This is a genomic window from Flavobacterium pectinovorum (genome assembly GCF_900142715.1).
In the GTDB taxonomy this organism is placed as follows: domain Bacteria; phylum Bacteroidota; class Bacteroidia; order Flavobacteriales; family Flavobacteriaceae; genus Flavobacterium; species Flavobacterium pectinovorum.
The window spans coordinates 209435-223651 of record NZ_FRBX01000001.1; the positions used below are offsets into that span (position 1 = coordinate 209435).

Annotated in this window: 9 protein-coding genes; 8 read left to right on the forward strand and 1 reads right to left on the reverse strand. The window is 34.6% G+C overall.

Features of this window, described 5'->3' with window-relative positions; translation table 11 throughout:
- The first annotated feature begins 215 nt into the window (after nt 1-215).
- The 7 genes from BUE22_RS00690 to BUE22_RS00720 all read left to right on the forward strand — a co-directional run bounded on the left by BUE22_RS00690 (nt 216) and on the right by BUE22_RS00720 (nt 11783).
- Nucleotides 216-3782, forward strand: coding sequence for a fibronectin type III domain-containing protein (locus tag BUE22_RS00690; RefSeq protein WP_084540188.1), 3567 nt, complete (start codon nt 216-218; stop codon nt 3780-3782).
- Entirely contained in the window at nt 3783-4259 is a 477-nt protein-coding gene (locus BUE22_RS00695) for a hypothetical protein (protein ID WP_073392976.1), read from the forward strand. It begins immediately after the preceding gene.
- Nucleotides 4256-4711 carry a hypothetical protein gene (locus tag BUE22_RS00700; protein WP_073392979.1) on the forward strand — a complete coding sequence of 152 codons (456 nt, stop codon included), beginning with the start codon at nt 4256-4258 and terminating at the stop codon, nt 4709-4711. Before BUE22_RS00695 ends, BUE22_RS00700 begins: the two co-directional genes overlap by 4 nt.
- Nucleotides 4708-5166, forward strand: a complete 459-nt coding sequence (locus BUE22_RS00705) for a hypothetical protein (RefSeq protein WP_073392982.1) — start codon at nt 4708-4710, stop codon at nt 5164-5166. Before BUE22_RS00700 ends, BUE22_RS00705 begins: the two co-directional genes overlap by 4 nt.
- Nucleotides 5167-5332: 166 nt before the next feature.
- The gene (locus BUE22_RS00710; RefSeq protein ID WP_073392985.1) at nt 5333-8239 is read left to right on the forward strand and encodes an FAD-binding and (Fe-S)-binding domain-containing protein; all 2907 of its coding nucleotides are present in this window, start codon (nt 5333-5335) and stop codon (nt 8237-8239) included.
- A gap of 363 nt (nt 8240-8602) precedes the next feature.
- Complete coding sequence (locus tag BUE22_RS00715) at nt 8603-10537, forward strand: amino acid permease (protein ID WP_073392988.1); 1935 nt, start codon at nt 8603-8605, stop codon at nt 10535-10537.
- Between the two features lie 151 nt (nt 10538-10688).
- Nucleotides 10689-11783 (forward strand): DUF695 domain-containing protein, encoded by a 1095-nt coding sequence (locus BUE22_RS00720; RefSeq protein WP_073392991.1) that lies wholly within the window; start codon nt 10689-10691, stop codon nt 11781-11783.
- A gap of 235 nt (nt 11784-12018) precedes the next feature.
- Here the strand turns inward: BUE22_RS00720 and BUE22_RS00725 are convergent, their stop codons facing one another.
- A complete protein-coding gene (locus BUE22_RS00725) occupies nt 12019-13236 on the reverse strand; it encodes an aminotransferase class I/II-fold pyridoxal phosphate-dependent enzyme (RefSeq protein ID WP_073392994.1) in 1218 nt (405 codons plus the stop codon).
- A 442-nt stretch (nt 13237-13678) separates the two neighbouring features.
- Here BUE22_RS00725 and BUE22_RS00730 point away from each other — a divergent pair, with 442 nt between their 5' ends.
- Nucleotides 13679-14134, forward strand: a complete 456-nt coding sequence (locus BUE22_RS00730) for an Lrp/AsnC family transcriptional regulator (RefSeq protein WP_042566586.1) — start codon at nt 13679-13681, stop codon at nt 14132-14134.
- The last annotated feature ends 83 nt before the right edge of the window (nt 14135-14217 follow it).

Sequence of the window (14217 nt, forward strand, 5' to 3'; positions counted from 1 at the left end):
AAGTGGAAATCCTTTTGTTTTTTTCTTTAAAAAACAAAAGATTGAAACGGACAGCAGGAAACAGCTTCTAATTAAAAATAAAGATTTTACACAGGCAATTTTTAATTAAGAACTCCAAATAAAATAAGTCGCATTCTGATACACTTGTGTCTTTTGGTTAATTCTTTTGGCTTTTCACAGTTTTAAATTCGAGGCTTTATAAACGCCTCATTTTAATGAAACTGTTCACGCCATTATTCTTTTTTATAGCCTTGTTTTTCTGTAGTTTAGATAGTACAGCCCAATTATTTCCGGTTCAGTTAACACCTGTTTTTAATAGTCCATATAGTGTCAAACTATCAGATTACGCCACAAGTACAGACACCAAATTGCGGTTAATGATCAATCCAACCGACATTTCGATATCACAGCGACGGGTACGATTGAAACTTTATATTCAGGGAAACGGGATCAATATTCAAAGTAGTGATTACATGCAGGGACAGCCGCCAATATTTATTAATGGAGGAGAATTGCAGACTTTAACCAATACGGATATTTTTACCTTATTCAGACTCGAAAACCTGCAGGGAATTACCGCGCTCCAATACGCCAATGGATTACCCGAAGGCATGTATAGTTTTTGTTTTGAAATGTATGATTTTATCACCAATCAAAAAATATCGCAAAAAAGCTGTGCGAGCTTATATTTGATTTTAAATGATCCTCCGCTTTTAAATACGCCACAGAAAAACGAGCAGATCGCCTCGAGCGACTTCCCTAATATCATGTTTACCTGGACACCACGCCAGAAGAACGCTACCAATATTTCGTATAAGTTCGAATTAAAACAATTATTAGATCCAACATTAGACCCACAGTTTGCATTTCAAATGTCTCCCATTTTATATGAAGAAACACTTTTTGGAACTGCTTTATTATACAATTTAAATAGGCCAATTCTTATTCCGGGAATGCGTTATGCATGGCGTGTAAGGGCAATATCCACCACGGGACTTTCAGAAAATGCGGTTTTTAAAAATGACGGATATAGTGAGATTTATTCTTTTAAATATACTCAAAAGTGTGATCCGCCAACATTTGCCCTCTCAGAAATTGTCTCTCCAACAAGTGTAAAAATAAATTGGCAGGGATTGCCGGATCACACCAAATATCAGGTTCAATACCGGAAAAAAGCAATCGTAGAAACCAATAAAAAAGGTAAGGAAAAAGAGAAAGTCTTTGAGTGGTTCTCTACTTATAGCCAAAACAATCAGGCTTTGCTGACCAATTTAGAACCTGAAACAACCTATGAATTTAAAGTAGGTTCAACTTGTACTTTAGAAGGTGATGGTGTGCAGAGTTTTAATTATTCTAATACGAACACTTTTAAAATTCCGAAAAAAGAAAACGGAATCGCCAGTTATAACTGTGGTATTGTTCCGAAAATCAATATTCAAAATCAAAAACCGCTGACTAATTTAATTCAGAGCGAAACATTTACTGCAGGAGATTTTCCGGTAACTGTTTTGGAACTGCAGGAGCAACATAGTCCTTATTCGGGAAAAGGTTATATAATAGTGCCTTATTTGGCGGATACTAAAATTGCCGTTGAGTTCAATAATATTCTAATCAATACAGATTATCAATTGATTAGCGGTGTGGTTGAAACCAGTTATAATCCGGATTGGAAGAATGTTACCGATATTGAAGACTTTACAGGCGAAGGCCGGGGAGGGCAAATTGAAGAAACGGTCAAGTTTGAAATAAAAAACATCGTTATCAACGCCAATGGCGATATTGTAGTCAATGGTAAAAATGGTGAACAGGTAACAATTCCGGGAGGAAAAGATACTGTAATCACTGATAGCACAGGAAAAGTATACGGGGTAGACAGCAAAGGAAACGGAAGCAGTCAGGGTACAGAACCTGCGCCCGGAGGAAAACCAACTCCCGAGAATACTGATGGCGTTGACAAAAGTGGCCAGGCAACAGCTTTTACGGCACAAGGAGTTACAATTGCTTTTTCAGGAAATGGAAGTAAATATGCCTTTGATGTGATGCCAAATAACGCAGCAGCCACAATACAAAAGTTATATAAAAAAGTAGATGATACTGCATTGCCTTACAAAGCAGTTTTAAATGGAGATACTGATACAGTTGTAGCCACGGTAACTATTACCGATACGATTGTAAAACCGGACAAAATTGTTTTTAAAACCCAAAACGGAGCGAATGTGTCCTTTACCAGAAATGAAAAAACATTTATACTTACTGTAAAAGGAAACCAAAGTTATGCAGAGGAGCAAATATTAGCCGTGATTCAGCAAGGTGAAAGATGGAAAGTGATTGGTGCTTTTATGCTGGTTCATATTTCGGCGAAGGAAGTAAATTTGGTTTTAGTGCCTTTAAATAAAGAAACTCAGATTCCGCCAAATGCAGAAAATGAGATCAGTGCTGTTTATAAAAAAGCAGGTATAAAAATGAATATTACAAGATTTGAAAAAATTAATTATACAGATGCTGACGGAAAAATAGAAGTGGGAGACAGTGATTTTTTTGAAACTTACACAAATGAAGAACAAACGATCAATAATTTAATAAAAAAATCCGGTAACTATAAATCAGATTCTTATTATTTAATTTATTCTGATTTGCCTGCAAGTAATCCGGCTATTAAAGGATTTATGGCATTAAAAGGACAGTTTGGATATGTTTTTGCAAGTGGTGACAATAGAATTGCAAGCCATGAATTAGGACATGGAATTTTTGGTTTGGAGCATCCCTTTAAAAATAAAACAGAAGAAGGCAAAACAGACTTTTTAATGGATTATGGAAATGGTCTAAATCTTTGGCATAATGACTGGAAACAAATTAATGATCCTAAATTTAGATTGTATTTGTTTCAGGGGGATGCTGAGGGGGATTTTAATTCACTTCTGTATGATATCTCCCAAATTGAAAAAATCGATTTTGACTATGATGATTTAACTCCTGAATCTTACTTTAATTTAGGTAAAGTAGATGTTGCCGGAGGTGGAGACAGAATCGTAATAAAAGACAAAACAGGCAGAGTTACTGATTTATTTACGTCACCAAACTATACTCCTGAAATGTGGAAAAAAATAAAACAAAGATTTTGGGTTTACAGCCAAAGTAAAACAACCGAAAGCTATAAATGGAGTAGCGGTTATGAAAATTATACTTTATGGCAAGGCGGAAAAAACAGCAATTTTTATGGAAATATAGGAACTCTAACCATGATTAATACGGGAAAATATCTGTCGTTAGATTTTGACGACTTTAAGCTAAATATGATGGGTAGTATTTATATAGGACCTAGTAATCCTATTAAGAATTCAGGTTTTGAAAGTATTGGTGAAAAATTTCTTGATGATTACAGTCGAGAGCCACAAGATTTGGCAGATGCAGCAGCTCGGGCACACGATAGAGGATATGATAAAGTTAATGCCAAAGGCGCGTATGGTGCATTTATAGCTTCTATAACTATTGAGGCTGACATTCAATTAGTACGAGGAGCTAGAAAAATAATGGATTTGTATATTAAAAAAGAAATCGATCCTTATACTAAAAATCCCATTTCAAAAGAAACTAACACAAGGGCAAAAAAAATAAACGTTTTATTTACTGGAATAATACGAAATAAAATTGCCAAAGGGATTTCTATATTAACAGTTCAACAACAAAAATTATTAGCTAAAATTGATAATTATATAAATCTTACAATTGACGATATTATTAATCCTGTTAATGGAGATGGTGAAAAATTTAAACTAAACTAAATGAAAAAAATATTAAAGTATTTATTAATAATTCTTGTTTCGCTTTGTATTCTATATAATTTAATAATATTCGGTTTAACTTATCTTTATTTTCATCGTCCAGATCCAAGCGGTTCAGATGAAATAAAAGAATATGAATTTAAAACGACAACCTCTAACTTAAAAAAAGAGTTCAAAATGATATGTGATAAATCTTCACATCTTTCATATAAAGATTCGGTATATTATCAAAATGAAAATACAGGAAACGCAAACACAATTCAAATAACAAAAGAAGGAGAAAAATTAGTTTATTTTCTAACATTGAATGAAAAATTAGATGATAAAAATTTACATGCTACATTTTTCTTGTATTACATCAACGGAAAAAGCGAAGATGATTTCGGCTGGTTTTCTTTTGAAAAGCATAAAAAAGTAAAATTATTTGAAAAAGAAATTATCGAACCATTATCAAAGAAATATAAAAAATTAGAATGAAAATTATAAAATGGTTGACTATTTTAGGCTGTACAGCACTTAGTATTGTTGTATTATATTGGGTCGGTTTTGCTATTCTGTATTCTTATGGAGCAGGAGGTCAAGGCAGGATAAATAACTATCAATTTGAAATAAGTACAAGTATTATTAAAAATGAAATATTTTCGATTTGTAATAAAAAATCAAGTATAAGCTGTAAAGATTCTATAAGTGATTTGGGAGGAGGATATAAACAAAAATTAATTATTATTAAAATAGAGAAGGATTCATTTATAATAAAAGATGCTGAAGGTGGGGATTTATATACAAGTTACAATTTAATCTCAATTAATGGCAAAATCGATGATGATTTTGGATGGTTTTCAATCGAAAAATATAAAAACATAAAATTATTTGAAAAAGAAATTATCGAACCATTATCAAAGAAATATAAATATGAAAAATTAGAATGAAAGTTATAAAATGGTTGGCTATTTTGAGTTTTACGTCGATTAGTATTGTTGTATTATACTGGGTTGGTTTTGCACTACTTTTTTCTTACGGTGCAGGCGGACCTAAAAGGATTGAAGCATATGACTTTAAAACAACCGAAAAGAATTTACGAAAAGAGTTAACAACAATATGTAGCAATTCTAATTATCTATCCTATAAAGATACTATTGATGATAATGGATTTACAAAAACATTAGTTACAATACAAATCACAGAAGAAAGCAATAAAACAGTTTATGATTTACGTTTATGGAATATGGGGAGCGATGAAATTACAAGTTTTTATCTTTATTATATAAATAGCAGATCAAGTGATTATTTTGGATGGTTTTCTTTTGAAAAATATAAAAAAGTGAAATTATTTGAAAAAGAAATTATCGAACCATTATCTAAAAAGTTTGAAAGAGTAGAATAGGTAAATGAATATTAAATAGATTGTAATCAATAATTAAAACATAGCGCTCCCGTCCAAAATCCCAATTTTATAAGCCAATCACAAAAAAACTTAGAACCTTAGCAACTTAGCCTCTTAGAACCTAAAAAAAAACTATTTTTGTAATTCATTTTCAGGTAATAAATAAATGTCAATACTTAAGGATTTAGAACAATTATCAGTGTCGTTGGAAGGAACACTTTTATACGATGATCTTCATAAAACGCTTTATTCGACCGATGCTTCGGTGTACCGGATTAAACCAAAAGCGGTTGCGGTGCCTAAAACGATAGCAGATATTAGTAAACTGATCCGGTTTGCGGCGCAGCACAATATTTCTATTACGCCAAGGACCGCCGGGACTTCGCTTGCCGGACAAACGGTTGGCGACGGAATTGTGGTGGATGTTTCTAAGAATTTTACCAAAATTCTGAATTTTGACCCGATTAAAAAAACAGTTACGGTTCAGCCAGGCGTGATTCGCGACGAACTGAATTTGTTTCTGAAACCTCATGGCGTATTTTTCGGTCCGAATACTTCGACTTCAAACCGCTGTATGATTGGCGGAATGGTAGGCAATAATTCTTCAGGAACAACGTCAATTCGCTATGGCGTAACGCGCGATAAAATTGTAGAAATCAAAGGGATTTTGAGTGATGGCTCTGAAGTAGTTTTTAACGAGCTGACTTCGGCGAAATTTATCGAAAAAACCAAAGGAGATACTTTAGAAAATAAAATATACAAAAGCCTTTACGACGAACTTTCGGTAAAAGCAACGCAGGATGAAATTATAAAAGAGTTTCCGAAACCCGAAATTCACAGAAGAAATACGGGTTATGCCGTTGATATTTTACTGAAATCGGATTTGTTTGGCGGAACAGAACCAACTATAAATCTGGGAAAATTACTTTGCGGAAGCGAAGGAACTTTGGCCTTTACTTATGAAATTACTTTAAAAGTTGACGATTTGCCGCCCGCGAATAATATTATGGTGGTGGCGCATTATCACAGCATTCAGGAATCGCTGGAATCTGTTGTGGTGGCAATGAAACATCATTTGTACACTTGTGAAATGATCGACGACACGATTTTGGATTGTACCAAAACGAATCGCGAACACATTAAAAACCGATTCTTTTTGCAAGGAGAACCCAAAGCGATTATGATGTTTGAAGTGGCTTCGCACGATGCGGAAGATGCCGAAAATCAGGCGAATGCTTTAGTTGCCGATTTAGAGAAAAATAATTTTGGTTACGCGCTCGTAAAAATTTACGGTGCCGATATTGAAAAAGTAAACGAACTTAGAAAAGCCGGACTCGGACTTTTAGGAAGTATTGTTGGAGACGACAAAGCAGCCGATTCTATTGAAGATACTGCGGTAGAGTTAAGCGATTTGCCAGCTTATATTGCCGAGTTTTCAGCCATGATGTTACGTCACGGACAAGGTGCGATTTATTATGCGCATGCCGGAGCGGGAGAACTGCATTTGCGTCCGGTTTTGAATTTAAAGAAAACATCAGATCTTAAGCTCTTTAGAACCATCGCGACCGATGTGGCGATTTTGGTAAAAAAATACAGAGGTTCTCTAAGCGGTGAACACGGCGACGGAATTGTGCGCGGAGAGTTTATTCCGTTCATGATTGGCGAGACGAATTATGAACTGCTGAAAAGAATCAAATTAGCATTTGACCCTAATTCGGTTTTAAATATTGGGAAGATTGTGAACGCTTTAAAGATGGACGAAAACCATCGTGTGGTTTCGGGCAGGGTAGAACCGGATATTAAAACGTTTCAGGATTTCTCAGACAGTTTAGGAATTTTACGTGCTGCCGAAAAATGCAATGGTTCCGGTGATTGCCGAAAATTACCATCGGCAGGAGGAGCAATGTGTCCGAGTTATCGTGCGACCAAAAATGAAAAAGAAACCACGCGTGCGAGAGCCAATGCGTTACGTGAATATTTGACATATTCGGAAAAGGAAAATAAATTTGACCAGAAAGAATTATACGAAGTTTTTGAGTTGTGCGTGAGCTGTAAAGCCTGTGCCAGCGAATGTCCGAGTAATGTAGACGTTGCGACTTTAAAAGCCGAATTTTTATACCAATACCAAAAAGCAAACGGATTCTCGACCCGCAATAAGATTTTTGCACACAACGCAAAATTGAATAAAATGGGAAGTTTGTTTCCGTCAATCACCAATTTTATTTCGAATCAATCTTTTGTAAAAAAAAGTATGGGAATCGCGCCGGAAAGACAAGTTCCGCTTTTGGCAAAAAAAACGTTCAGAAAATGGCATGAAAATCATAAACCTACAGTTACGGATTTTCCAAACGGAAGATTGTATTTATTTGTAGATGAATTTACCAATTATTATGATGTAAATATCGGAATAGATGCTTTCGAATTATTAACTAAATTAGGTTATCAGGTTCTGGTTATCGACCATGAAGAAAGCGGAAGAGCGTATTTATCTAAAGGTTTTTTAGAGGAAGCAAAAAAAATAGCAAATCACAATGTCAATATTTTTAAAGATTTGGTTTTAGGTAATGCACCTTTAGTTGGTCTTGAACCTTCGGCCATTTTAACTTTCCGTGATGAATATCTTCGTTTGGCAGATGATAAAGAAGAAGCAGAGAAGTTATCCCGAAATGCTTTTACGATCGAAGAATTCTTTAAAAAAGAAATTATCGACGGTAAAATTACGCCAGATTCATTTTCGGAAGAAAAGAAAGAAATCAAGATTCACGGACATTGCCATCAAAAATCATTGAGTTCGGTTGAAGCAACTTTTGCAATGCTTAATTTGCCAAAAAACAATACAGTTACCATTTACAATTCAGGCTGTTGCGGAATGGCAGGATCTTTTGGTTACGAAAAAGAACACTATCAGGTAAGTATGCAAATGGGCGAAGACACGCTTTTCCCAAAAGTACGTGCCACCGCCGAAAACGTCAAAATCGCCGCCGCAGGAACTAGTTGCCGCCACCAAATTTATGACGGAACAAAACGTGAAGCACAGCATCCGGTAAGTATTTTGAGAAGCTGTTTGCGTTGAGAGATGGCACGCGGATGACACTGATTCACTTCGTGAAAACGATAAGCGCGGATTTTTTTGTTTCACGCAGATTTGGCAGATTTTAGCAGATTTAATTTTGATTTAGCTATGAATAAAATCTGCGCGCATTTGCTTAAATTATTTTAAATCTGCGTGAAAAAATAATTCTGGAATTGATAGGAAAAAATAAAACCTGTGTAAATCTGTTTAATCCGTGTCATCCGCGGTCAAAATAATTCACCACAAAAAGTACACACAAAACAAAATCGTTTTATATATTTGAAATCAGGATAATTTTTGCATTATTTGCAAAATAAAAGCATAAAGTCCGAAAGAAATTAATTTTAAACTAGAAAATACAATATGGCATTATCAGGTTTATTCCGAAAAAAGACGGTACAAGATATTCTGAAACAAGTTGCAAAAAACGAAGCAGACGGTCATAATGCGCTTGGAAAGCATTTGACGACCAGAGATTTAACTGCATTTGGAATTGCAGCAATCGTTGGTGCAGGAATTTTTAGTACGATCGGAAAAGCCAGTGCAGATGGCGGACCAGCTGTTATTTTCTTGTTTTTATTTACAGCTCTTGCATGTAGTTTTGCCGCTTTTGCTTACGCCGAATTTGCCTCGATGGTTCCCGTTTCCGGAAGTGCTTATACGTATTCGTATGTTGCTTTTGGAGAAATTATCGCCTGGATAATTGGTTGGGCTTTAATTATGGAATATGCCGTAGGAAACATAACAGTCGCCATATCGTGGAGTGATTATTTTACGGGACTGCTCCAGAGTGGCGGAATTCATCTCCCGCAATGGATTCAGATGGATTATCTAACTGCTTCAAACGGATTTAAAGATGCCACAGCTTTAATGCAGGGCGGAAAATCTTTCGAAAATTTAAGTGCTTCTTTGCAAGCCGCGTATACAGCCTGGACAACAGCGCCAACAATTGGTTCTTTTCATTTTGTGGCTGATTTGCCAGCTTTGTTTATCATTATTTTAATTACAGCCTTAGTTTACCGTGGAATGAAAGAATCTCGTAATGCGAGTAATGTCATGGTTGTTGTAAAACTTTGCATTGTTCTTTTAGTTATTGCAGTTGGGGTATTTTATGTAGATACAGCCAATTGGGATCCGTTTGCACCAAATGGAGTTAGCGGAGTTTTAAAAGGAGTGTCAGCAGTTTTCTTTGCTTATATTGGTTTTGATGCGATTTCGACAACTGCAGAAGAATGTAAAAATCCACAACGTGATTTACCACGCGGAATGATGTGGGCAATTATCATTTGTACAATATTATATATAGCCATTGCCTTGGTTTTAACCGGAATGGTGCGTTATAATGAATTAAATGTTGGAGATCCTCTAGCGTTTGTATTCGACAAGTTAGACCTAAAATGGATGTCTGGAATTATTGCAGTAAGTGCTGTAATTGCCATGGCGAGCGTTTTATTGGTTTTTCAAATGGGACAGCCGCGTATCTGGATGAGTATGAGCCGTGATGGTTTATTACCAAAGAAATTTTCTACAGTGCACCCAAAATTCAAAACACCATCTTTTGCGACAATTGTAACGGGTTTTGTGGTGGCAATTCCAGCCTTGTTTTTGAATTTGACAATGGTAACAGATTTATGCAGTATAGGGACTTTATTTGCCTTTGTATTAGTTTGCGCCGGAGTTTTGGTTTTACAAAACAAACCTGAAATTCCAAGAGGAAAATTCAAAACGCCATATGTAAATTCAAAATTTATTATGCCTGTTTTAATGATTGCGGGATTGTATTATGCTTTTGCTTTCAATAATAAAGCTACAATGGCTTTTATCAATAATGAATCACAAACAAACGACGCAACAACAATAATTACGTCATTAGACAAAGAAGAATCTGCGAAAGTTTTCAATTATTTAGAAAGCATCGATGTTAAAAATAAAACTGCCGAAACCTCAGATTTAGAGCATTTATTAAGCCAATACCAAGACGACGAAGCCAAATATGCAGAAGTTGTAAAAGGTTTGCCAATTAATGATTCATTAAAATACGAATCAGGTTTCAGCTTATTCAAACACAAAATCCCAATGTGGATTTTCCTTTTTGTTTTGGTTGGATTAGCCGTTTGGGCATTCAGAAAAAACTTGTCTTTAATTCCGCTTTTAGGATTAATCTGCTGCCTTTATATGATGGCCGAATTAAGTGTTTGGAACTGGATTTACTTCACGGTTTGGTTACTAATCGGGTTGTTTATTTATTTTACTTATAGTAGAAAAAATAGTAAACTAAACTTCGTAGAGAAGTTATAAGTTTGATTTATAATTATAAATGAAAAGCCGTTCTGAGATTGATCAGAATGGCTTTTTTATTTTGTTTTTTATAAAAATATATTCTTATTTCCTATAGTCTTTTTCTTAAGTTTGCAGCTTGTAAATTTTAATTTAATTTTTTTAAACAGATATGAGTTTCCTGAAAAATGTATGGGGCAAAAAAGATGCTCCAATAGAATCGTATAGTGATTTTTGGAATTGGTTTTTAAAACATGAAAAAGAGTTTTTCAAAATTGTTCAGGACGGAAACAATATACACAAAGGGTTTTTAGATAAAATTGCACCAAAATTAGATGAAATTCATGATGGTTTTTATTTTTTGACCGGAATGTTTGATAATCAAACCGCAGAGTTGATACTAACGCCAGACGGAGCGATTAAAAATATTTATGTGATAGAAGAGTTGGTCAATGCGGCCCCAAAAATTGAAGGCTGGAAGTTTACGGCTCTTAAATCTGCATCAGATATTAATGATGTTGGTATAACTTATGAGAATTTTAATTTTGATAAAGGCAATTTAAAATTTTATCCTAATATTCATAACGACTATCCGGACGAAATTGATTTGACAATTGTTTACGATTATTTTGAAGAAGATAAAAAAGCAGCTGTAACAAATGGTGTTTATATTTTTTTGGATAATTACTTAGGAGAATTGCACTCTGTTACTCTAATAGATAATATGAAAGTGGTAGGCACAAATGATATTTCTCAAGAATTAATACCAATCGAAAAATTAAAAGATTATCTAATTTGGAGAGAAAAGGAGTTTGTCGAAAAATATGAAGGGACAAGACATAATACGGAAAATGATGGTTACGCAACTTTTGAAGGAAAAAGCCAAGAGCGTGGAGTTATTTTAGCAATAATCAATACAACGGTTTTAGAGTGGGATAAAAAAGCATCTCATCCCTGGATTTTTATTGTTGCAATTCCATTTGAAAAAACAGACGAAACAGGTTTGCCTGATGATGTGACGTATAAATTATTAGATGAAATTGAAGAAGAAATAATGTTTAGCCTGCCTGATTCTGATGGATATCTAAATATTGGAAGAGAAACAGCAAACAATAAAAGAGAAATCTTTTTTGCTTGTAAAGAATTTAGAAAACCACCAAAAGTTGTAGACGCCTTAATCAAAAAATACAGCCAGACTTTTGAAATAAGTTATGAGATTTACAAAGATAAATATTGGCAATCTTTTAGACATTTTGAACAAAATTAAAGCAAAAGCCGTTCTGATCGATTTCAGAACGGCTTTTTTATTTTGCTACAGATTAAAACGATTAATATGATTTTATTTCACGCAGATTTTGCAGATTTAAGCAGATTAAAATAGATTTTTTTTTTAGCGAATCGCAATAAATAAATCTGCGCAGATCTGCTTAGATCCTTTTAAATCTGCGTGAACTAACTTAGCGATTCTCTGCGAAAACTCTTTGCGCAATAATTAGTGAAAATTAGTGAAATTCGTGTTTCAAAATTCCTAATTCCACCATACATTCCTTCATCATCTCATAAGTACGCTGAATATCATTATCCAAACCAATCGAGAAACGAATCAAGCCATCCGTCAATCCCATTTCGTGTTGTTCTTCCAGCGGAATTTCACTAGAAGTTGAGGTTCCCGGCGCGCTGAATAATGTTTTATAAAATCCTAAACTTACCGCCAGATATCCCAAGTTTCTGGCTTGCATCAATTCCATTAATTCATTGGCTTTTTCCAAAGTTCCAACATCAATCGTCATCATTCCCCCAAAACCATATTCCGGATTAATCATCGTTTTGTACAATTCATGACTCGGGTGACTTTTCAATCCCGGATAAACCGTTTTTAAACCGTCAGCTTCAAATTGATCCGCCAGAAAATGAGCATTATGACTGTGTTGTTTGATTCTAATATGAAGCGTTCGCAGATTTTTCATTACACTTGCAGATCGCAAACTATCCATTGTTGGCCCTAAAAGCATACTCGCTCCGGAGTTTACATTTTTCAGCGAATTAATAAAATCTTTAGAGGCGCAAGTCACACCGCCAACTGTATCGCTGCTACCGTTAATGTATTTTGTCAAGCTATGAATTACGATATCGGCACCCAATTTTGCAGGCGAAACAGACAAAGGTGAAAACGTATTGTCAACCACCAATTTCAAATTATGCTTTTTTGCAATTTTAGCCAAACCCGTAATATCAGCCACTTCCAATAACGGATTACTTACTGTTTCACAATACAAAACTTTCGTTTTAGGTGTAATTGCAGCTTCAACAATATCCAGTTTTGTAATGTCTACAAAGCTCGTTTCAATTCCAAAACGAGGTGTGAAATTCTTCAAAAAAGCATAGGTTCCGCCATAAATCGTTCGGCTTGAAACAATATGGTCGCCAGCGCCGCAAAGCTGCAATAGCGTAGGTGTAATGGCTCCCATTCCGGATGCCGAAACATTTGCCGTTTCTGTACCTTCCATCGCTGCCAAAGCCTGATCGAGATACAAATTACTTGGCGAAGAATGGCGCGAATACAAATAGCAGCCTTCCATATTTCCTTCAAAAGTATCGAACATCGTTTTGGCCGATAAAAACGTATAAGTAGATGAATCAGAAATCGACGGATTTACACCCCCAAATTCCCCAAAGTATTGCAAATCCTGAATTTTATCTGCTGGATTAAAGTCTTTCATATGTTTTAGTTTTTTTATTTATAGTTTGTTGTTTATAGTTTGTTGTTTATAGTTTGTTATTGCAATTGATTTTTGATATTGCAATTGCCATTGGAATTTGGAATTTAATTTGAAGCTATTCCAGCTTTCCGTTTCAAGTCCTCATAAAAAAGGCAAAGTTTCTAATGTTCTAAAAAGAGCTTCCTCCGGTCGCTTTTTTAGCCCAAGAAACTTTTGCCTTTTTTACTCCGGGCTTTCCACTTCAATCTGGGCTAGGACACTCGTTTTTAAAAGAAATTCTATTCAAAATAACGTTTTAATAGAAAATTAATCAACCATGTATTTAATAATTAGATTTTAAAACTACATAAATTAATTATTAAAGATTATTAATCTAATTTTGTTTAAATATTTTCAAATCAATAGATTTTATTTCATCTGCAACAAAACAAAAACTATAAATATGACTTTAGATGCCACTGATAAAAAGCTCCTCGTTTTATTACAAACAGATAGTAAAAAAACGACTAAAGAATTATCATTAAAATTGAATCTTTCAGTAACAGCAGTTTACGAACGAATTAAAAAATTAGAGCGCGAAGGCATCATCAAAAACTACGTCGCATTGGTAGATAAAACCAAAATAGATAAAGGATTTGTAGTGTTCTGTCATCTAAAACTCATTCAGCACACCAAAGAATTCCTAACCAAATTCGAAAGCGAAGTCATCAAACTCAACGAAGTATTAGAATGCCATCACGTAAGCGGCGATTACGATTACATTCTCAAAGTATTGGTAAAAGATATGGAAGCCTACAGAGAATTTTTGGTAACGAAACTGACTTCGCTGCAACACATTGGCAGTACACAAAGTATGTTTATGATTAGCGAAGTAAAGAATTCCACGGTGATTTTTTAAAGAAGGGACTAAGGTTCTAAGTTGCTGATGTTCTGAGTTTAGGAATAAAGGCTCAGATGTACAAAGTGACAAAGTTTTTTTAA

Excerpts from the sequence above, each read along its gene's own strand:
- BUE22_RS00730 (WP_042566586.1), top strand. The coding sequence starts at position 13,679 with ATGACTTTAGATGCCACTGATAAAAAGCTCCTCGTTTTATTACAAACA.
- BUE22_RS00725 (WP_073392994.1), bottom strand. The coding sequence starts at position 13,236 with ATGAAAGACTTTAATCCAGCAGATAAAATTCAGGATTTGCAATACTTT.
- BUE22_RS00705 (WP_073392982.1), top strand. The coding sequence starts at position 4,708 with ATGAAAGTTATAAAATGGTTGGCTATTTTGAGTTTTACGTCGATTAGT.
- BUE22_RS00715 (WP_073392988.1), top strand. The coding sequence starts at position 8,603 with ATGGCATTATCAGGTTTATTCCGAAAAAAGACGGTACAAGATATTCTG.
- BUE22_RS00710 (WP_073392985.1), top strand. The coding sequence starts at position 5,333 with ATGTCAATACTTAAGGATTTAGAACAATTATCAGTGTCGTTGGAAGGA.
- BUE22_RS00690 (WP_084540188.1), top strand. The coding sequence starts at position 216 with ATGAAACTGTTCACGCCATTATTCTTTTTTATAGCCTTGTTTTTCTGT.
- BUE22_RS00695 (WP_073392976.1), top strand. The coding sequence starts at position 3,783 with ATGAAAAAAATATTAAAGTATTTATTAATAATTCTTGTTTCGCTTTGT.
- BUE22_RS00720 (WP_073392991.1), top strand. The coding sequence starts at position 10,689 with ATGAGTTTCCTGAAAAATGTATGGGGCAAAAAAGATGCTCCAATAGAA.
- BUE22_RS00700 (WP_073392979.1), top strand. The coding sequence starts at position 4,256 with ATGAAAATTATAAAATGGTTGACTATTTTAGGCTGTACAGCACTTAGT.